Raw genomic sequence first — 19521 nt, forward strand, 5'->3', positions numbered from 1 at the left:
ACACCGCCCACCGGCTCGCTTAAAGAAACGTTTCTGCTACTGCTTCTGATATTAATAATATAGCTGAATTTTGTTAATATAGCAAGGCTGTCAGCGTCCTTCGACGGATAAGAGCAGTTTTTTCTTATCGAGTCCGCCGGTATATCCACCGAGCGTATTATTGCTCGCTATGACTCTGTGGCACGGAATGATGATCGAAATTGGATTTTTACCGTTAGCATTGGCGACAGCACGGGAATAATTACTTCCGCTAATCCTTTCAGCAAGCGTCTTGTAGCTGATCGTTTCACCGTAGGGAATCTGCCTTAGTTCTTGCCAGACAGACTGCTGAAATGGCGTCCCGTGAGCACCCGGATTTATTTTAACATCGAATGCTTGTCTGTCTCCATTAAAGTATTCACCGAGCTCCCGAATACATTGTTCAATTACGCTGTCAGGCGTAGCCGGCTCCCCCGCTTCATCGACGTAATCTACTCCGACAATCGCATCATCGCTCGATTCAAGCCGCAGCCAGCCGATATCAAATTTTTGAAAATATACAGTACCAGTCATAGTTATCAGTCCTTATACGTAATATTGTATCCCTGATCGTACTTCCGTCCTATTTCTTAACAAGAATACATACGATAAAATGCTTAACACAATTAAGACTCCAATCACCATAAACATCGTGTCATGCTTCAGCACATATGCTTCACCGTTGAATTCAATTGTAAATTGAGTCATATAGCCCATTAAAAATATCAGTGCAAATATTGTAACGGAAATAATAACATTCGCTGCTGTATCCAGCCGCAGCGCCGGATTTTTCCTTGAGACTACCGGATTAATTGTTCCGAGCAGCATACCAAGCGGTGCTGCAATCATCACAAGCAGCACTGAAACGAGAATGGCGTAAATCAGCGTTGTGACAGGTACATCAAGTATAAAGTAAATAATGATTGTAATAAATATATACATCGGTGCAATCGTTATAAGATTATATAAATATTTTGCTTTTGCGATATCCAGGCCGCTGACCGGCATCATTTTTAAAAATGTGTATGTTCGTGCATCTCTTGCTGTATTCATCGCAGCGGCAAACAGTGAAATCATAATCGATCCTGCGAATGCGATTGAAATCATAACCTGATCGTCTGATGATGCTTCTCCACCGTATATCAACGGATTTGAAGTCAGTAAATATAAAAAGACAAAAGGAAATAAATATTGCGGCAGCACTGCTGACCATTCCTTAAAATCTCGTTTCGTCATCGAAATATCTTTTTTCAGGAGCGCACTTATAGATGAACTTACTTCAGCTGACGCCGGTTTTTTGCGCTGAATCCGGTTCGTATTCGCTGTCCCTTTAACAAAGGCATCAGTCACGTAATTCAAGACGAGCCAAATTAAAGCGGCAGCTGCTGCAAGAAAAATAATTAACAGCAGAAATATTTTACTATTTCCGGCTTATATAAAAATCCTGAGAAGATAAAACTAACATCGGGCATGAAGTCAATAATACCGATTAAATACTGGCTGCCCGCCATAATAATGAAATACGGCAGCACACTCGCAAATCCGCCTGCCAAAGTTAGTATTTCCCCGACACGTTTTGCCGATGAAATTTTCGTAACGATAAAAACGATAAGATATGCAAATGCTGTACTGACTGCACCAATAAAAATAAAGTATACTATATTGCTTAAAATCAGCAGCGGCGATTCATACCTCGCAGCCAGTGTCAGGCCTGCCGCCATGCTTATAAATAGCACAATCGGCAATACTTTAAATGTAAATTGATAAAATAATTTTACAGAAAATACAGCTTTCGGCGTCACCGGCAGAACCAAATATGAATCGATATTTTTATCCATAAACATTTCTTTAATAATGCCGTTAACTAGAAACAGTGCTAAGACCGGAATAATAAATAATGACAGCAGTACTGCTGCTTTACCGATAAGAAATTCTTCAGCGTTTATTAAAAATATGTTTAGGACCATCCATACAGCTGGAACTATCAGTGCAAGTATAAATAGCGCTAAAAATAAATATAATATTATTTTCCTGTGCTGAGTGCTTTAAAATAATTCAGTCTGGATTGTGCTTCAACTTTCAGTATGCTCTTGAACATGCACGTCCTCCTCGCCGGTGAGCGCTAAAAAGATATCTTCAAGCCTTCTCCCCGCTCCCCGCCTGTTCACCCAGTTCTTCAAGTGTACCAAGCGCCTTAATTTCACCTTTATAAATAATACAAATTCTGTCGGCGATTTCTTCAGCGAGGCTGAGCGTATGAGTCGTCAAAAATACTGTGTTCCCCTGTTTTACATACTCCGTTAAATAATTTTTCAATTCCCGGTTACTTTTCGGATCCAGTCCGACGTTTGGTTCATCAAGGAAGATAACTTCAGGTGAATGCATCAAGGCACCGATAACAACAAGCTTCTGGCGCATACCGTGTGAATATTCCTCCACTAAAGTTCCTAGATCATTCTGCAGCTCGAACATATTTACCAGTTCATTGCGTTTCTCTGTGTATGTTTTTTTATCCATCTTATAAATACTTGCTGTGAAATTTAAATATTCATTACCTGTAAGCTTACCGATAATATCGGGTGTATCCGGTACAAAACTGATTTTTCTTTTCAGTTCTGTATTATTTAAATGCATCGGTTCACCCAGTATTTCAACTGTACCTTCAGTCGGCTCCAGAAGTCCCATCAGCATTTTTATCGTCGTTGATTTACCGGAGCCGTTTGGACCAAGATAGGCAAACAGTTCGCCTTTTTTTACGGAAATATTTATATTTTTAACGGCGGTTTTTCCACCGAAATTTTTAGTTAAATTACTGGCAGTAATCATTAGTGACCCAACTTTCTTATGGTAAATTAATAGTAATTGAAAGGATTGATAATATGCTTGAAAGAATTCTCCCAACCGCAAAAACCTTCATTAAAGAAGTGGTTAACGCGGAAGATATATTAGTCGATGCTACTTGCGGCAACGGCCACGACTCTTCTTTTCTTGCGCGTCTCGCACCGGACGGTCATGTCTACAGTTTTGACGTGCAGGCCGACGCGATAAATAATGCAAAAGAAAAATATAGTGAACCTAATATTTCATTTATACATGACGGCCATGAAAATATATCCAAATACATTTCCTCACCTGTTAAAGCCGGTATTTTTAATTTGGGCTATCTTCCCGGCGGCGACAAATCAATAACGACGGCGTACGACACTACTATTACCGCGGTTAATGAATTGTTTAATTTATTAACACCTGGCGGCAGAATTGTAATTGTCGTTTACCACGGCCACGACAGCGGCAAAGTTGAACGTGATATGCTTATAGAAACACTGTCGGCTTGGCCGCAGGACCAAGCACAGGTGCTGCAGTATCAATATATTAATCAGAAAAACAGCGCGCCGTTTTTACTCGTGATAGAAAAATTGAAGTAAGATATTTAATATCTTACTTCAATTAATCCGTTACTATACCGATAGAAAATAACTGTGCATTAAAGAATTGCGTCATTAAATAATACGGATATTCAATATTCTCTCTTTGGAAAATGCTGTGCTCATCGGAATCCAGCATCGTAAAACGGAAATCATCCGACTGTGTTCTCTTAATGTATTTCGCAGATAAATAAGAATTAATAATCTGATTATCACTGCTCATTACAGAAAGAATCGGCACTCCGATGATATCTTCCATATTTTCCGATGTTAATTTCATCTGATTAATAATCGTCTTGTACCATTGGTAACTCACTCTGTCGACAATCAGTTCATCTTCTTTATAACGCTCCAGAAACCGTTTATCCTGCGTAAAGTAATTCATTTTAATACCCAGGTTAAATCTGGATTCGTCGCTCGTTACACGCACGCTTGTCAGGATTGTATTTTTACGGTTCATAAATGACTGTTTAAATGACAAGAGCGGATTTAATGCGACAATACCGTCAGACTGGATTCTATTTTGCCTGTGAGCTTCCAGAGCGATTAAACCGCCGAGGCCCTGTCCGATTATAAATGTCGGCAAATCGTATTGCCCCGCAAGTTCATGCCATTCGGCCACACGTTCCACATACTGTTCGAAACTGTTGATGTGCCCTTTGTTCATACGTGTCGTCTGACCATGCCCCGGCAAATCACCAATAATGACGTGATAGCCGTCACGGCGCAACTTTACTGTGAGCTCATCGTAGTATTCATGGTGCTCCAGTAAATCATGAACAATGACCACGACACCCTTTGGTTCGTTTTCTGTCTCCCACTTCCACATAAGCTTTCTCCTTACAAATAAATGCAAATTTGATATGATGAATTTATTATAACATTTGAGATGGGAAAGGAAATTTAAAATGATAATAGATTACAAAAATCACACAAAAATTAGTGACTCTGCTTTTATCGCACCAAACGCAACAATAATCGGAGATGTTGAGATTGGCGACAACTCATCTGTATTTTTCGGCACAGTCGTCCGCGGAGATATCGCACCAGTACGCATCGGCAATAATACGAATGTTCAAGATCTCTCAGTACTGCACCAGCCCAGGCCTGCCGCTGACGCTGGAAGATAATGTGACAATCGGCCATAAAGTGACGCTGCACAGCTGTACTGTTAAAAAGGCGCATTAGTCGGCATGGATTCAATCGTGCTTGATGAAGCTGTTATTGGGGAAAATGCATTTGTAGGTGCTGGTTCATTAGTAACTGGAGGGACTGTTATTCCGCCGAACACACTGGCCTTCGGACGTCCTGCAAAAGTAGTCAGAGAGCTGACAGCAGAAGACCTTGAAGAAATGAAACGCATCAATGAGACATATGTTGGTCACATTCCAAATTACAAAAACTAAAAATTAAATTTTTTTACACCCTTTTTTATTAAAAGGCGATATAATGAGTTAAGCTTAAAAAGAAAACGCTTTATTTACAGGAGGATTAGCAATGGGAGTAGTTAGGGATATTTTCATCGGTTTATCAGAAAACAAGATTTTAAATGATGCATCAAAGCAGGTGGGGCTTAGATTTGGTGCACAGAAAGTAGTCGGAGGAACGGGTGTAAAAGACACTCTTAATTGCCTTCGGGACTTAAATAATCAGGGTATGAGTGTTACATTCGATAACCTCGGGAATTCATTTCCGACCGCAAAGAAGCTGAGAAAGAAAAGAATAATATTATTAAAATGATTAAAGAGATTCAAAAAGAAGGACTGGATGCCCACGCTTCAGTTAAACTTTCTCAAATCGGCTTAATATTGATGAAACTTTCTGTTATAACAATATAAAAGAAATTCTTGATACAGCCAAAGAAACAAATATGTTTGTAAACCTGGATATGGAGAACTATTTATCAAAAGAACAGTCACTGAATATTCTTGATAACCTGCTCGAGGAATACGACAATGTTGGTACTGTTATTCAGGCATATTTCTATGATGCTAAAAAAGACGTAAGAAAATACAAGAACATCCGTACGCGCTTAGTAAAAGGCGCCTATAAAGAGCCAGATACGCTTGCGTACCAGTCGAAGGCTGATATTGATCAGTCTTATTTTGAAATTTAAAAACGCATTTAGTAGAAGGAAATGGTTTCACTTCAATTGCGACACATGACCATCACATCATTGAGAAGACACTTCGTTTTATTGAAACGCAGAATATTTCAAAAGACAAATTTGAATTCCAGATGCTGTACGGTTTCCGTAAAGATTATCAGCAGGATTTAGTCGCACGTGGTTTAACATGTGTGTGTATGTACCATACGGGACTGACTGGTATGCTTACTTTATGAGAAGACTGGCAGAAAGACCTCAAAACCTTAATCTGGTTGTTAAGTCTCTGACTTCAAGTAAAAAAGTACAAGCTGGCGCTGCTGCAGCTGCTGTAATCGCAGGATTGGCACTTGTACGAAAAGCAGTTAAAAATTAAGATTAGATTGGAATTTTTATGACTAAATATTTAAGTATAGGCGCAGGTGCAGCACTCGGTGCACTTTTGCGCTTTTTACTATCCATAGGAGCACTGACACTCCAGCTGCCTTTTTTCAGCGGTACTTTAATAGTGAATATGTCCGGTGCACTGTTGATTGGCTTCTTTACCGCAAAAGAATTGAAGCCGTCATTGCACAGTTTTTTAATTACAGGATTCCTTGGAAGCTTTACGACATTTTCCATGCTGAGTTATGAACATTACCTGCTCCTTTCTTACGGAGATTATTTAATGTTTATTATTTATCTTGGCCTCAATCTGTTCCTCGGAGTCGTTGCTGTGTTCCTTGGATTTACGCTCGGAGGTAGAAAATTAAATGATTAATATACTGACGATGATGGTTGCAGCCGCCCTTGGTGCAAGTCTGCGTGCGTATATTCACCAGCTGCCTGTTTTAAAAAATAAAGATATGCCTTATAGTACGATGGCCATAAATATCGCCGGTGCTTTTTTAATGGGTTTTACCGTAATGCTGGTTGCAGAAAATACCCAGTATTATTTAATAATTGTCACCGGGTTTTTAGGCGGCTTTACGACGTATTCACAGTTTGCTTTAGATCAATTTAATCTCCTTCGTGAAAAGAAAACAAAATTATTCTTTAAATACTCCATCAGCACTATTTTCTTCACATTAGTCGCTGTTGCATTCGGACTGATTGCCGGGAGTATGTTTGTTTAAACATCAAAAGCACCTCCATTTCGTATTTGAAATGGAGGTGCTTATTTATCTGTTTTACGCCGCTATTCCTAACGGAGAAAAGATTATAACTGCCGACAACAATCGCCAGTACAGCAATTCCTGCGACATATCTGTGTATTTCCATGGTGTCATATCCACTTTCGAGAAGTTTGATTGTAAATCAAATTCGTTCGATGGATACAGTCTATTAAATACGAGCAGTACTGCCAGATCTATAAAGAACAGTACGCTTAATATATATAAATAATGTACGTCTTCTAAAAACAGGTTTGCTGATGCATATAATATGATATGCGTTATAAATGTTACTTTTGCACCCAGTTTTGATGTCTTCTTCGCAAAGAATCCGACGACTACCAATATTAATACCGGCAGACTGTATATTCCGTTAAACTGCTGCACTACTGCATACAGTCCTGACGGGAACAGTGAAATTACCGGCGCGAGTATTACCACAATTACACCGACAACGATTGTCGTAATTCTCCCGACATATGACACTCTTCTGTCTGAAGCGTTTTTATTAATAAATGATTTATAAAAGTCCAGTGAGAACAATGTCACCGTACTGTTCAATGCACCTACAAATGAGCTCAGTATTGCACCGAAGATAATCGCACCGAATAATCCGTATGCCCATCCCGGTAATATCGTACTGATCAGCATCGGATAGGCGTTATCTGCTGTACCGCCTACATTACCGTTAAAAATATTATATGCAATAATACCCGGCAGCACTAAGAACAGCGCACCGAATATTTTAAATATGCTTAAGTATATCGCGCCTTTTTGCTTCTTTCAAGCTTTTAGCTGCCAGTGCTTTTTGGACAATCATCTGATTCGTACACCAGAAGAATAAATTGTTAAATAACATTCCGAAAAATAATGTTGGCCACGGTACAATCGTTGAGTCAACTGCACCCCAGGCGTTTAATTTCTCAGGTGTTTCTTTTACAATATGGTCGAATCCCTGAAGATAACTTCCGCTCCCCAGATACTTAAGTGCAAGTATCGTAACGATAAGTCCTCCGACTATTAAGCCGATTCCATACAATGTATCACTGTATGCACTCAGCGACAGACCGCCGATGAATAAATACAGTATGCCTGCAACACCGATAACCGCTGCGATAATAATAACCGCCGTATTATTACTTACATTCAGAAATCCGCTGACATTGAACAGCTGGTTAAAAACAAGTGATCCTGAATATAATACAACCGGCAGAAATGATACCACATATGTGAATATAAATAACATAGATACGAGTCTTTTAGTGAAAACATCATAACGCATTTCGATAAATTCCGAGATCGTACTGATACCGTATCCTAAGTATTTAGGTAAAAACACCCAGCACAGCAGCACTACTGCGACTGCTGCTGTGACTTCCCATGCCATAACTTCCATACCTGCAACAAAGCTCTGGCCATTCTGTCCGACGAGCTGTTCGGTTGATAAGTTTGTCATGATTATTGCTGATGCTACCGCAAACCGGTCAGGCTGTGTCCGCCCATAAAGTATCCGGATGCACTTTTTTTATTTACGCTTCTTGATCTGAAATATGCATATAGTGCCACGCCGATAATTACTGTTAAAAATATAATAATAGACCAAACACTCAAAGCTAAATCTCTCCCTATTTAATAATGTTAATCAATAAGCAGTTCATTCAGCTTTTTAAATAAAGAATAAGTAAATTTAGCAATGATATCAAACTCCGTTAAAATCCTCGGGTCCATATCTGAAATTTCCACCTCTTTATGTGTAATACAATTCCAAATTGAATACTTTTAATTGTATTATATTATCGTTTTAAATGAAATATTTCAACATATTAATACGTCACGTTATTTCAGAACAAAAAAACCAGTGTTAAACCTGGTTCTGATAAAGCTTATCCGAGCTTTCTGTACTGCTGCTGATGGGATGATGTCTTTTCAATTGCTTCAACTGATTTTTTCTTCTGTACTTTTTCTAAAAACAGTCGTCCTAAGCTGCTTCGCATTTCCATTTTCAGACGGTTCCATTTATAGCCTTTAAAAAGGTCCTTAAGCAGAAATACTTCGCTTTTAAGTTCTTCGTTTCCTGCCATGCTTTTTTAATAATCTTTTCCTCATTTTTTGCCATTGTTACCACCTCAAATTTTTGATTAGATTAGTAATACCCGATTTTCAAGCTGACTAACAGTTACAGTACTGCGTTGGCAATCAGCATATCGATTTCCCGGATATCAATTTTCTTATCCAGTTTAATTTTAAAGCGTCCGGTTCTCGTCCACAGTTCGATTTCAGCATTTAAATCAAACATGCCTCTGGCATTTTCCGAAGACCATATATCGATAATTTTGTATGGTATTGAGTAAATTTCAACTTTTTTACCAGTCATACCCTGTGAGTCACGTACTATAATTCGTTTAGTCGTAAATGTGACACTGTCGCGGAATGTTTTGTATGATGCAACCGCTTCTTCGCCATTTACGAGCATCTCATTTATATCTTCCGGCACTGGAATTTCACTGAACAATGTGACTTCCAGAATGTTGTTCATTTCCATAATATAACCCTGCCTTATTAGTTTTATTTAGCGTCAAGCAGTCTCCCTGCTGTAAGCAGCAGTACATTCGCACCATTTACAAGCTGTTCCGGTGACGTATATTCCATCGGGTTGTGGCTGACACCGTCTTTACTTGGTACGAAAATCATCGCTGACGGTGCAATCCTGTTAATCATCTGAGCGTCGTGCCCTGCACCTGATGTCATTAACTTGGAACTCAGTTTTAAGTCCCCTGCAGCTGCAACGATATTTTCAACGATTGTCTTATCAAGGATACGGTTCAAATATCGCAAATTCTGTTGCCTGCACACCTATTTTCTTCTGCTTTAATTCATCCAGAGTGTCACGTACCAATGCTGTGCTTCATCGAACCCTTTCTCTGACGGACTTCTCATATCCAGCGTGAAAGTAGCTTTCGACGGAATGATCGTTGCCGCATTTGGTTCAGCTGGATTGATCCCAGTTTGCTACTGTATCGTGACCATTTTTATTAATATAGTTATACAGCGTCGACATAAAGTGTATCACTGCCTGCATCGGATCTTTACGTAAGTAGTTCGGTGTAGATCCGCATGGTTCGCTTCACCTGTAAAGGTAATTTCACGTCTCGAGTTTCCCTGCAGATTATGAACTGCGCCAATCTCAAAACCTTCTTTGTCGAGTACAGGTCCTTGTTCAATATGCAGTTCAATATAAGCTTCCGGTTCTATAAATCCAGGTTCATTGTCACCTGCATAACCGATACGCTCCAGTTCATCACCTAATCTGAGTCCGTCGATACTGATGGTATCCAGTGCTTTATCGATGTCCAGATCACCCGAATATACCAGCGAACCAAGCATGCTTGGCGGGAAGCGTACGCCTTCTTCATTCGTAAATGCAGCAATCGTTACCGGTGTTTGTTTTAACTTGTTTTTTTTAATGTGCACGGTTTCCAGTCCTGATAATACGCCGTAACTGCCGTCATAAATCCCTGCATCGATTACAGAGTCGATATGCGAGCCGAGCATTAACGGTTTCTCACCTTTGTTATGTTCTTCTTCCCATGTCGCAAAAATATTACCAAAACGGTCCACTTCTATTTTAAGTCCAGTTCATTAAACCAGCTGACCAGTAAATCTCTGCCCTCTTTATCTTCATCCGAGAGTGCCAGTCTGATTAACTGTTCTTTATCATTTCGTCCAACCTGCCCAAGTTCATTAATTCTGTTTAGTAATCTGTCTTCATTTATTTTTAGTTTCCACTGTGGATGCGCCCCTTTTAAAATGCTTTCTTAATATTTACCCTTAAGTTTTGAATTTATTCCAATATTAATTGGACAACTTCTTCTTTGTAATACTGCCGAGATATTTTTGTAAGTCGATAGAAGACAATGCTTCGGTTAAATCTTCTTCTTTCAGTCTGACACCTTCACACTTCTTCGACTTCACTGATTTCACGGCTGCCGAAAAAGTCACCGTAAATCTTAGCATGCTGGACGATACCTGAGTCTACATCGAGCGTAATATCCAGAGTGCCGATTGAAAATCTGCCGTCTTTTGAATATTTAAATCGCGGTGATTTCCCGAAAGTCCAGTCCCAGCTGCTGTACTTTTCAGCCATTAACTTATCAATTCCGGCCCAGTCTTTATCAGTCAGTTCATAGGTTTTTATTTCACTTCTGTCGGCTGCGTTGAATATTTTTAAAATCATCAGTTCGCAGAATTCAATACTGGACAGATTTTATATTCTTCATCTAAATATTCTCTTAAGGAAATTACTCTCTTTCTGACAGATTTGATGCCTTTGGATTCCATTTTCTTTTTGTTTGGTTTCAGCGATTTTTCCATCTTCTCTTCATCGACATCAAGCAGCAGCGAATATCCGCTGTATGTCCGCCCATTTACGACATTCATCGCACCGCCTGATACTTTTCTCCCATCTACATGAAGATCATTACGCCCGCTCTTTTCAACATTTTTTAAACCGAGTTCTTTGAGTATTTGAATCGCAGGTTCATACATCCGGTCAAAGTTAATATCCGCACTCACATCGGTATTGTCGCTGACAAAACAGAAATTCACTCCGCCCATATCGAGATAAATCGTACCGCCTCCGGTATCTCTTCTCACCAGATTAATACCGTGTTCTTTCATATATTCAAGATTCGCTTCTTCCCGTGCATTTTGATAGCGGCCGACCTGGACCAGCGGTTTTGTTAAATATGGAAAGACCATGTCTTCACCTAAAAATAAATTTTTCTGGGCATAGACCTGCACAGCAAGAGCGACTGCTCCGTCGTATATGTACTTTCCGTTGCGTTTAACTTCTATAAGATACATTGACTAGTACTCCGTTTCGTAAGTTTTCTTTTTAGTAAACCACTTTTCCTTTTGAACATTTAATAACAGTTCTTTAATATCTTCCTGCAGCCATACTGACCGTTCTCTGATTGCAGGCGGTATTCTGTAATCTTTTAAGTTCACAGTCATATATAGCATTATTTCGATTTTCCGTCATTTGCTGAAACGGATGTTTAATCACCTGCGGTGCCATATAGCCGCAGCCCAGTTCCAGTATTAACAGTTTTTTATTTATATTGCGGTCTAAAAAATTATGGAACAGCTTTTGGTCTTTAAAGAATTTATCATCCTCAACCATCCAGTCGGTATGATTGCGTCTGTTCAGTTCCATCGATGCACCGCATTCCGGGCAGTACGGAATCAGCTCATCCGGGACTTTCATGTTCTGCTGCTGTTCTATCATATCTTTCATTAATTCTTCATTGTTAAACCGTTTTCGGAGTACATCCCTTTGAGCACTGCAGCAGATTATATTTACCCTGGACAAAAAACTTTGTCCTGATTAAAGCCTGCGATTTCAAATGCATTGTCTGCATTGGAAGTAATAAATATAATTCTTTCCTGCCTTCAAGTAATTCTTTAAGACGGACATAGGACTCACCAAGCGCTGGCTCATATAATTTAAATCAACAAACGGCTGAAAAATGCCCACTCTTCATTTAGGTTTTCAAACTCAAACACACTTGCCTGAAACATATCCAGCCACCGTATTTTTCGATAAAGTCCGGAAAATTTTGTGTAAATCTCGGTCGCGCATATGTAAACCATCTGTTGCCGCCATGCCTGCGCCAACACCGATTAATACAGCATCGCTTCATCAAGCGCCATGGACAATTTGCTTGAAGCAGTTAAATCTTCGCCATTTGACAGTACATGCCATGATGTTTTATCCATATTCTCAATCCTTTAATGAATTCTTAAAAACTTCTTTTAAGACTACTATAACAGATTAAAACCGCGGTGATTGATATAATCACCGCGGTTTTTAAAGTATATATTCAGTTATTCTTCCCCGCTCAGTTTAACGAGAATTTTAGCCTGAGACTTCTTCAATTAATTTATTGAAGCCTTTTTCTATCACTTCATTGAGTTCTATTTCTTCAGTAATCATCAGCGACGGATCAATCTGGCCGCTTTCAATCATTTTTACAGTCGCTTCAAAGATATCCGGTTCATAACCTAAAGAACTTGATATTCTTACTCCCGACGTTGTCAGCATCATCGGATTAAATCGATTTCTTTTTCAAAGATGGAAACAATGCAGACCATGCCTCTCGGTCTAGTCGACTGAATAGACTGTTCAAGCGTCTGTTTCACACCCGCGACTTCAAATGTCCGGTCGACACCGTCCGGGTAAATCGACTTAATATACTCTACAGGATTTTCTTTACCGCTGTTTACAGTATGTGTTGCACCAAATTCTTTAGCTTTCTCGAGGCGCTCATCCGATAAATCAAAGGCAAAGATATCTTTCGCTCCGGCTGCACGGGCAGCTAATATAGTCACAAGACCGATAGGACCTGCACCGTAGACTGCTACTGTTTCAGAAAACTGAAGTTCCGACTCACGAATCGCCTGCAGTGCAACTGCTGTCGGCTCTACCAAAGCACAAATTTTCAATGACGTAGTGTCTTTCAGTTTAACTATGTTTTTGCAGGTACGACGACAAAATCAGCAAAACCGCCGTCATCTCCGAGTCCGATAAACGTTCCTTCTTTAGAAATCGTATAAAGGATTGTCATGCTGTTTATTTGTCAGAACAGGATTGATAACAACCTTATCTCCGGCAGCCAGTCCCTCAACTTCTTCTCCGACTTCTTCTATTACACCGCTGAATTCATGTCCCATAATTACAGGTCTCTCTTTACCTGTCACACCATTCGGCGCGTCTCCCGGAATAAAAATTGGACCCCCGAGATACTCATGCAGATCAGTACCGCATATACCTGTCCAGGCAACTTTTACTTTAACACCCTCAGCATAAACTTTAGGTTCAGCCACTTCTTCGATTCGAACATCTTTTGTGTCATAGTATACTACTGCTTTCATAAACCACTTCACTCCTTGAATGTTTTTCTTACTTATATTATAACCTATTGTGAAGTGAAAAAAAATCACAATTATAAACTATATTTCTTCAAAAGCTTCCGGCAGAAGTATAAAACCATCTTTATCTAGGCCGAACTTTCTCGCAGCAGCCATCTCTTTATAAATCAGATAAAGTCCTAGAGTACACAGGACAGCATCCAGCTTATCTTCCAGGTGCTTATGATGTTTCTGGTTAATCGCTGCTTCATCCACCATTAGTTTTTCTTTGAATCCGGATATAATACCCCGCTGTTCAAGCAGGCCAATACGTTCTGTCAGCAGCTTCATCTGACCAACTGTTTCTTCAAATGTCATTCCTACTTTACGTTTATATTTAACCGGGTAAATATCCGGGAACAAGCCGCTCACAATTCCCGTTGGAAATGTCTCAATTATACTTGAACCTTCTTCATTAATGCCAATGCTGATATTTGGGAGATGTTCGATTATTAAATTGCTCAACACTTCTCCCCGGATACTTTTAAATGTTGTTTCGTCAAAAAAGTCCTGTTGGAATTAAAAGCATATACCCGGTGACCGTTAATTCTGCCTTTAAGCAAATCGCGTTCAGCCTGACGCGATCCTGTTTCATTATTTACAACCAGCGGCGCATCGATTGCGATATAGAGTTTTTCATCACCGTATGATTTAGTAATATTAATAATCTCTTCATCGCTGAACACAGCAGATTCGAGAATAAGCACTTCTCCGCTTTCATCCATGACACAAATGCCGCTTTCATTTTTATATGTCCACGCCAAATCTATACCGATAAATTTCATTTATATCACTCACTTCTGTATATCATTATTGATGCTGCTCCAAGTATATTATACTAAAAGTAAATTATTAACATGGGAGATGGTATTATTGTCCAAAGCACTTCTTATTATTGACGTGCAGCATGGTTTTTTAAAAGGGTATGAGGAACTGCCGGAACGCATCGCAAAAGTCGCTCGCAAGTTTTTAAGAAACAATGACAAAGTTGTCGCCATTCAGCATATTGATGAAATGGAAGGAAGTCCGATTGAGTTTGGGACCGATGGTGCAAATATACCGGATATTTTAACTGACAGCGCAGATATTCTTATTCAGAAAAAGTTTCCAATTTCGTTTAAAGAAACTGATTTGGATAATTATTTACAAGAGCATCGAATTAAAGAATTGTTTATTGCAGGATTTAACATGGAGTTTTGTATTCTGTTCACTTCAATAGCAGCTGCAGACAGAGGTTATGAAGTAACAGTCATAGAAGATTTATGTGGCAGTGCAAATGATGGAAAAACCTATGAGATGAATGATTTGGATATTGTTGACTTTGTCGGTACAGTTCTCGACTGGTCAGAACTCGTAACAAATAAATATCTGGAAGAGACAGAGTATAACGATGATTAACTCACTGAAATCTGAGCTGCCGCTTAATGATATTAAATCTATTTCTCCTTTTAATAAAGGATGGTCTGATGACCGGAAGTTTATCGTTGAAACTGAAGACAGTAAATACCTGCTCCGCGTCGGTGATATTAAAAATAAGGAAAGATATGTACAGCATGCTGCTCTGCTTCGGCAGGCAGAAGAACATAACATTTCCACACACAGCTTAATTGCACACGGTGAATGTTTAGATGGTACTTATTACTGTCTTCTTTTAAACTGGCTAGATGGTAATGATGCTGAAGACGTCCTTGCTGATTACTCCTTGTCAGAGCAGTATAATTTTGGTGTGACTGCAGGTAAAATTTTGATTGAGATTCATAATTTTAAGCCAGTCTCAGTCAGTCCTAAATCATGGGATAAGAGATATAATCGTAAAATTGACCGGAAGATCGATATGTATAACGACTGTAAACTGAAATACGATAACGGTTATTTACTTTTTGACGTAGTTGAGAAATACAGACATCTGATTGAGGACCGTAAAGATGTACAGCATCACGGTGATTTTCATATTGGGAATATGCTTATTGATGCGAATCACAAACTGCATATTATAGATTTTGACCGGCATGATACGGGCGAAGCTTATGAGGAGTTCAACAGAATTACATGGTGTGCTTCTCTCAGTCCTGCTTTTGCCAGCGGCAGAATTGACGGTTACTTTAATTATGATGTACCCGCTGAGTTCTGGGAACTGCTGCAGTTGTATATTGCATCCAACATGCTGTCTTCGCTGCCATGGGCAATTCGTTTTGGAGATAAAGAAATCAAAACGATGAGACGTTCGTATGCTGAAATTCTCGACTGGTATGATGATTTTGAACTGACAGTGCCGAAATGGTACAGAAAAAAGCACTGAAATCATCTGTTGATAATTTCAGTGCTTTTTATTTTATTCGTCCATACCTAAGTTTCTGCGCTTCATTCTGTTCTTTACAAACATCAGTATCGCGACCAGTACAGCCGCAGTCGTAATAATGCCTAGTATTGAGCTTTGAGTCAATCCGCTCATCAGAAATCCTGCGCTTGCTGATAAACCGATAATCATTGCGTATGGCAGCTGTGTACGGATGTGTTCCATATGGTCAGCTGCAGATCCGGTGGATGACATAATACTCGTATCGGATATCGGTGAACAGTGGTCGCCGAATACCCCTCCGCTGATTGCCGCACCGATGACAAGTGCCAGTTCCAAGTCAAGTGCAATTCCCATTGGAATTGCGATTGGTATCATAATCGAGAATACTCCCCATGAGCTTCCGGATGCAAATGCAATCAGACCGCCCAGTATAAAGATAATTACTGGTACTAAGAACGCCGGCAAATAGCTTCCTGCGTAATGTGCAATGACATCGCCAAGCCCCATTTCTGTTGCGACTGTTCCGATAGACCATGCCATGACTAAAATAACCGGTACAATCATGACCTGCATAATGCCGTCTACATATCCGTTCAGCAGTTCTTCAAGCGGCTGGCCATAGCGCAGTTTCGCATAGAGCATTCCGCCAACTGAACCGAGGAAGAATCCTGTCGTAATAGCAAATATAATATCTGCATTTAAAAATGCACCTGCAAGTCCATTTGCGCCGATATCGCCGGTCCAGAATATAACTCCGAAAATCCCTGCAAACAGTGCCAGCGGGATAAGGAAACTGAAAATATCTGCATCAGCCGCTTCTTCATTTCCTGTCTCATTAATCATCAGCTTATCGTGCTCGCCGTATAATTTGCCAGTTTTAATCGCACGCTGTTCTGCTTTATACATCGGTCCAATATCAATTTTCATATTAATGACGAGCAGCACGCCGACAATCGCAAAAATGCCATATAAGTGGAATGGTATCATCTGAATGAATAACGTCCATGGATTTTCAGATAAACTGAGCGCTGCAAGCTGCGTCGCAATCAACCCTGTAATAAACGGCGCATATACACTGATTGGCGACATTGATGCCACCGGACTGCCCATCGAGTCGACAATATAGGCAAGTTTTACACGTGATATTTTTAATTTATCCGTTATCGGTCTTGTAACCGTACCGAGTATTAATACCGGTTCTGTATAAGAGAATAAAAATGCACTGCCCCAGACAAAGTTCTGTCCTTTCTGGCGGGTATTCACTTTCTTCGTTGCAAATTCTGCGAACGCCTTGCCCGCTCCCGTCGAACGGAGCACATTAATAAATCCTCCTGTAAACACAACCAGCAGTATTAACGATGCGTTCCACGGGTCCGCGATTGACGGCACCATGATTTCGTTAACTGTATATGTAAAACCTAAAACCGGATTCCACTCATTCATTACTGTTGCACCAAACCAGACGCCTAAAAATTGCGACGACGGTCTGCTTAGTAAGAATGGCAATAATAATTGCCAAGAGCGGAGGCAGGAGCGATAACAACCCATATTCCATATCTTAAAACACCTTTCGTATTTTTATTATTTATATCTGTTAATAATACAGTACCGCCTGGTCAATGAAAACAGCAAAAAGGCGAGACCGCAGTCTCACCCTTTTAATAATCTAAGTTTTAATTATCACCGTTTTGAATGCCGAACTGATCTACGAGTTCCACATTTCTTTCTTCACCAAGCATAAAATCACCGCTAAGCTGATACATGCTGACGATCATTTCATCGTCTTCCACTTCGTAAATTGCGAAGTTCTGTGTAGAAGAATCCCGGTTGTTCGAGTGTGACTCTTCAAATGCCTCTGTGTCCTGCGGCTGGCCGCCGAAACCAAATAGGCTGTTGTAATGATCCATATCTTCCTGAGTCATCCAGTCAAGATCCGGTCTTACTTCGTGCAGATGATTGAGGCCTTTAGAGTACACATCATCATACTCTTTCGTCCCGCCTGTGTTTGGAAGTACATATACTGTACCGTCCGGATCTTCCATGTACTCTACACCGTTGTCGCCGACAAATGTTTCTACATCTTCAGCATTAGAGAAGTTTTCTTCTGTCGGTACGTGTGTTAATGAATGAGTTCTTGAAATAACGTGGTCGTGACCCTGCAGAGCAAGATCAATATCCAGCTCATCGATTAATGCAGTTAATTCCTCTCTTACTTTCTGCACATCTTCATCCTGCAGTGAGTGATATGATTTAGAATAAAGCGGTTTGTGGTAGTTTAGGACAATCCATTCTGCTCCATTGTCACGTGCTGCTTCAACATCTTCACGAATCCACTGCATCTGCTCTTCGCCGATTGCTTTTCCTTCCGGATTATCTTCAGATTCATTATCATTCGTATTCAGTGTGACAAAATGCACACCGTTATAATCGAATGAATAGTAAGAACCGCCGTCAATTTCATCGTTTGCTGCCGGTACGTTAACGTGCTCATTGAATTTTTCGGTCAGCGGCTCGTCACCGTAGTTTAAAGCATATTCATCGTGGTTTCCTGACGCCACTGCCATTGCAGCCTGCATGAAGTATGGTTGTGACTGACCGAATAAGTCCACCCATTCATCTTCCACTTCAGCAGTTTCTACAACGTCACCTGTATGCAGAACGAAATCAGCATCTCCTGCTGTTTCAAGTGCATTCATTAAAGTATTTGCACCAAATGAAGCCTCGTTACGTACATTTTCATTCCAGAAAGCATTCTGTGTATCTGTATAGTGTACGAATTTAAATGGATCTCCTGACTCACCTGACGTTTTGAATGTTCCAATTTCGCTGACTTCACCTGATTCACTGCCGACTTTATAAGAATAAGTCGAGTTCGGCTCAAGTTCAGCTGCCTGTGCTTTATAAGAATACTCCGTCACATCAGTAAGTTCAATATGTCCGTAATCTCCGGACATCCACTCAGCACCATGCGCCTGACGGTCTGTATAATATCCATTAATTACAGGTTCGCCGTTTTCATCTTCAACCGGCTCTCCTTCTTTATCTTCTTTCACTTCACCAAATATGTAATTCCCGTTTTCGTCACGTTCACCGTAACTTGAAGTCACTTCAGATGCTTCTGCAGCAAACTCCATCGTATCATCAAAGTTTCCTGATTTAGAAACCCATACTTTAGCATCTTCAAATAAATCTGTGGTGTACCAGTTGAATGCCATTCCCGACCTTGTATCACCATTAATTGTCGTGATAATACGGTTCGGCATATTATCCGCACTTCTGCAACAGCAGGCTTGTCATTTGACAGTATCGGAGAGAATTCTTCTTCCGCGCTTGTATCTTCTATTGGTGCTGCTGTCCCTGCACTATTTGGATTACCGCCGCCTGCGCCTTCTGCGACCGGACTGAACACTGCAGTAACCCCAAGTGCTGCTGCCAGAAAACCGGCTGACAGTTTTGTTACCAATGGTCTCTTGTTGAATAAATCTTCTTTCATAAATAAAACCCTCCATTAATTTGACTGATTTTGATGCTGCTTGTCAAATCTTACAGAACGAA

General features: G+C 40.1%; 20 protein-coding genes and 5 pseudogenes. 7 read left to right on the forward strand and 18 right to left on the reverse strand.

Annotation, left to right across the window (positions count from 1 at the left end):
* Positions 1-90: 90 nt before the first annotated feature.
* From G4D76_RS03190 to G4D76_RS03205, 4 genes are all read right to left on the reverse strand, one after another.
* Positions 91-552 (reverse strand): methylated-DNA--[protein]-cysteine S-methyltransferase, encoded by a 462-nt coding sequence (locus G4D76_RS03190; protein WP_213810523.1) that lies wholly within the window; start codon positions 550-552, stop codon positions 91-93.
* 12 nt (positions 553-564) lie between these two features.
* Complete coding sequence (locus tag G4D76_RS03195) at positions 565-1368, reverse strand: hypothetical protein (protein ID WP_371814649.1); 804 nt, start codon at positions 1366-1368, stop codon at positions 565-567.
* A 50-nt stretch (positions 1369-1418) separates the two neighbouring features.
* Positions 1419-1985 carry a hypothetical protein gene (locus G4D76_RS03200; protein ID WP_213810525.1) on the reverse strand — a complete coding sequence of 189 codons (567 nt, stop codon included), beginning with the start codon at positions 1983-1985 and terminating at the stop codon, positions 1419-1421.
* Between the two features lie 169 nt (positions 1986-2154).
* The gene (locus G4D76_RS03205) at positions 2155-2844 is read right to left on the reverse strand and encodes an ABC transporter ATP-binding protein (RefSeq protein WP_250130153.1); all 690 of its coding nucleotides are present in this window, start codon (positions 2842-2844) and stop codon (positions 2155-2157) included.
* 53 nt (positions 2845-2897) lie between these two features.
* On the opposite strand from G4D76_RS03205, the gene G4D76_RS03210 reads away from it, so the two are divergent.
* Positions 2898-3443 carry a tRNA 5-(aminomethyl)-2-thiouridylate-methyltransferase MnmM gene (locus G4D76_RS03210; protein ID WP_213810526.1) on the forward strand — a complete coding sequence of 182 codons (546 nt, stop codon included), beginning with the start codon at positions 2898-2900 and terminating at the stop codon, positions 3441-3443.
* A 22-nt stretch (positions 3444-3465) separates the two neighbouring features.
* Here G4D76_RS03210 and G4D76_RS03215 read toward each other — a convergent pair whose 3' ends face one another.
* The gene (locus tag G4D76_RS03215; protein WP_213810527.1) at positions 3466-4272 is read right to left on the reverse strand and encodes an alpha/beta fold hydrolase; all 807 of its coding nucleotides are present in this window, start codon (positions 4270-4272) and stop codon (positions 3466-3468) included.
* A 79-nt stretch (positions 4273-4351) separates the two neighbouring features.
* On the opposite strand from G4D76_RS03215, the pseudogene G4D76_RS03220 reads away from it, so the two are divergent.
* The 4 genes and pseudogenes from G4D76_RS03220 (at position 4352) to G4D76_RS03235 (ending at position 6662) form a co-directional block, all read left to right on the forward strand.
* Positions 4352-4849 (forward strand): annotated as a pseudogene (locus G4D76_RS03220) (gamma carbonic anhydrase family protein).
* 91 nt (positions 4850-4940) lie between these two features.
* Positions 4941-5923, forward strand: a pseudogene (locus G4D76_RS03225) (proline dehydrogenase family protein).
* Between the two features lie 18 nt (positions 5924-5941).
* On the forward strand, positions 5942-6307 hold the full coding sequence (locus tag G4D76_RS03230; RefSeq protein WP_213810528.1) for a fluoride efflux transporter FluC: 366 nt from the start codon (positions 5942-5944) through the stop codon (positions 6305-6307).
* On the forward strand, positions 6300-6662 hold the full coding sequence (locus tag G4D76_RS03235; RefSeq protein ID WP_213810529.1) for a fluoride efflux transporter FluC: 363 nt from the start codon (positions 6300-6302) through the stop codon (positions 6660-6662). Before G4D76_RS03230 ends, G4D76_RS03235 begins: the two co-directional genes overlap by 8 nt.
* 73 nt (positions 6663-6735) lie before the next feature.
* Here G4D76_RS03235 and G4D76_RS03240 read toward each other — a convergent pair.
* The 10 genes and pseudogenes from G4D76_RS03240 to G4D76_RS15770 all read right to left on the reverse strand — a co-directional run.
* Positions 6736-8309 (reverse strand): annotated as a pseudogene (locus tag G4D76_RS03240) (solute:sodium symporter family transporter); the annotation flags it as partial.
* Positions 8310-8581: 272 nt separating this feature from the next.
* The gene (locus G4D76_RS03245) at positions 8582-8779 is read right to left on the reverse strand and encodes a DUF1413 domain-containing protein (RefSeq protein WP_250130154.1); all 198 of its coding nucleotides are present in this window, start codon (positions 8777-8779) and stop codon (positions 8582-8584) included.
* Between the two features lie 95 nt (positions 8780-8874).
* Positions 8875-9240: a PH domain-containing protein gene (locus tag G4D76_RS03250; protein WP_184282574.1), complete on the reverse strand. Its 366-nt coding sequence runs from the start codon at positions 9238-9240 to the stop codon at positions 8875-8877.
* Between the two features lie 23 nt (positions 9241-9263).
* Entirely contained in the window at positions 9264-9533 is a 270-nt protein-coding gene (locus tag G4D76_RS03255; protein WP_250130155.1) for a M20/M25/M40 family metallo-hydrolase, read from the reverse strand.
* 231 nt (positions 9534-9764) lie between these two features.
* Complete coding sequence (locus G4D76_RS03260; RefSeq protein ID WP_213810530.1) at positions 9765-10316, reverse strand: M20/M25/M40 family metallo-hydrolase; 552 nt, start codon at positions 10314-10316, stop codon at positions 9765-9767.
* Positions 10317-10550: 234 nt separating this feature from the next.
* Positions 10551-11561, reverse strand: a pseudogene (locus tag G4D76_RS03265) (lipoate--protein ligase).
* Positions 11562-11634: 73 nt separating this feature from the next.
* Complete coding sequence (locus tag G4D76_RS03270) at positions 11635-11994, reverse strand: FYVE zinc finger domain-containing protein (RefSeq protein ID WP_213810531.1); 360 nt, start codon at positions 11992-11994, stop codon at positions 11635-11637.
* Between the two features lie 590 nt (positions 11995-12584).
* A pseudogene (locus G4D76_RS03275) lies at positions 12585-13631 on the reverse strand (2,3-butanediol dehydrogenase).
* Positions 13632-13709: 78 nt separating this feature from the next.
* Entirely contained in the window at positions 13710-14132 is a 423-nt protein-coding gene (locus G4D76_RS15765) for a DUF429 domain-containing protein (RefSeq protein ID WP_256440526.1), read from the reverse strand.
* A complete protein-coding gene (locus tag G4D76_RS15770; protein ID WP_256440527.1) occupies positions 14129-14452 on the reverse strand; it encodes a DUF429 domain-containing protein in 324 nt (107 codons plus the stop codon). The genes G4D76_RS15765 and G4D76_RS15770 overlap by 4 nt, the downstream gene beginning before the upstream one ends.
* Positions 14453-14540: 88 nt before the next feature.
* Between G4D76_RS15770 and G4D76_RS03285 the strand changes: the two genes are divergently transcribed.
* Together G4D76_RS03285 and G4D76_RS03290 are read left to right on the forward strand one after the other, a co-directional pair.
* Positions 14541-15065, forward strand: coding sequence for an isochorismatase family protein (locus G4D76_RS03285; protein WP_213810532.1), 525 nt, complete (start codon positions 14541-14543; stop codon positions 15063-15065).
* A complete protein-coding gene (locus G4D76_RS03290) occupies positions 15058-15966 on the forward strand; it encodes an aminoglycoside phosphotransferase family protein (protein ID WP_213810533.1) in 909 nt (302 codons plus the stop codon). Before G4D76_RS03285 ends, G4D76_RS03290 begins: the two co-directional genes overlap by 8 nt.
* Before the next feature lie 33 nt (positions 15967-15999).
* On the opposite strand, the gene G4D76_RS03295 is transcribed toward G4D76_RS03290, so the two are convergent.
* From G4D76_RS03295 to G4D76_RS16570, 3 genes are all read right to left on the reverse strand, one after another.
* Positions 16000-17409, reverse strand: a complete 1410-nt coding sequence (locus G4D76_RS03295) for a Na+/H+ antiporter NhaC family protein (protein ID WP_213810534.1) — start codon at positions 17407-17409, stop codon at positions 16000-16002.
* 230 nt (positions 17410-17639) lie between these two features.
* Positions 17640-19181, reverse strand: a complete 1542-nt coding sequence (locus tag G4D76_RS03300) for a purple acid phosphatase family protein (protein WP_371814568.1) — start codon at positions 19179-19181, stop codon at positions 17640-17642.
* On the reverse strand, positions 19070-19459 hold the full coding sequence (locus G4D76_RS16570) for a hypothetical protein (RefSeq protein ID WP_371814569.1): 390 nt from the start codon (positions 19457-19459) through the stop codon (positions 19070-19072). The genes G4D76_RS03300 and G4D76_RS16570 overlap by 112 nt, the downstream gene beginning before the upstream one ends.
* Positions 19460-19521: the final 62 nt, after the last annotated feature.

It is taken from the genome of Jeotgalicoccus sp. WY2, from assembly GCF_018437745.1.
Classification (GTDB): Bacteria; Bacillota; Bacilli; order Staphylococcales; family Salinicoccaceae; genus Jeotgalicoccus; species Jeotgalicoccus psychrophilus.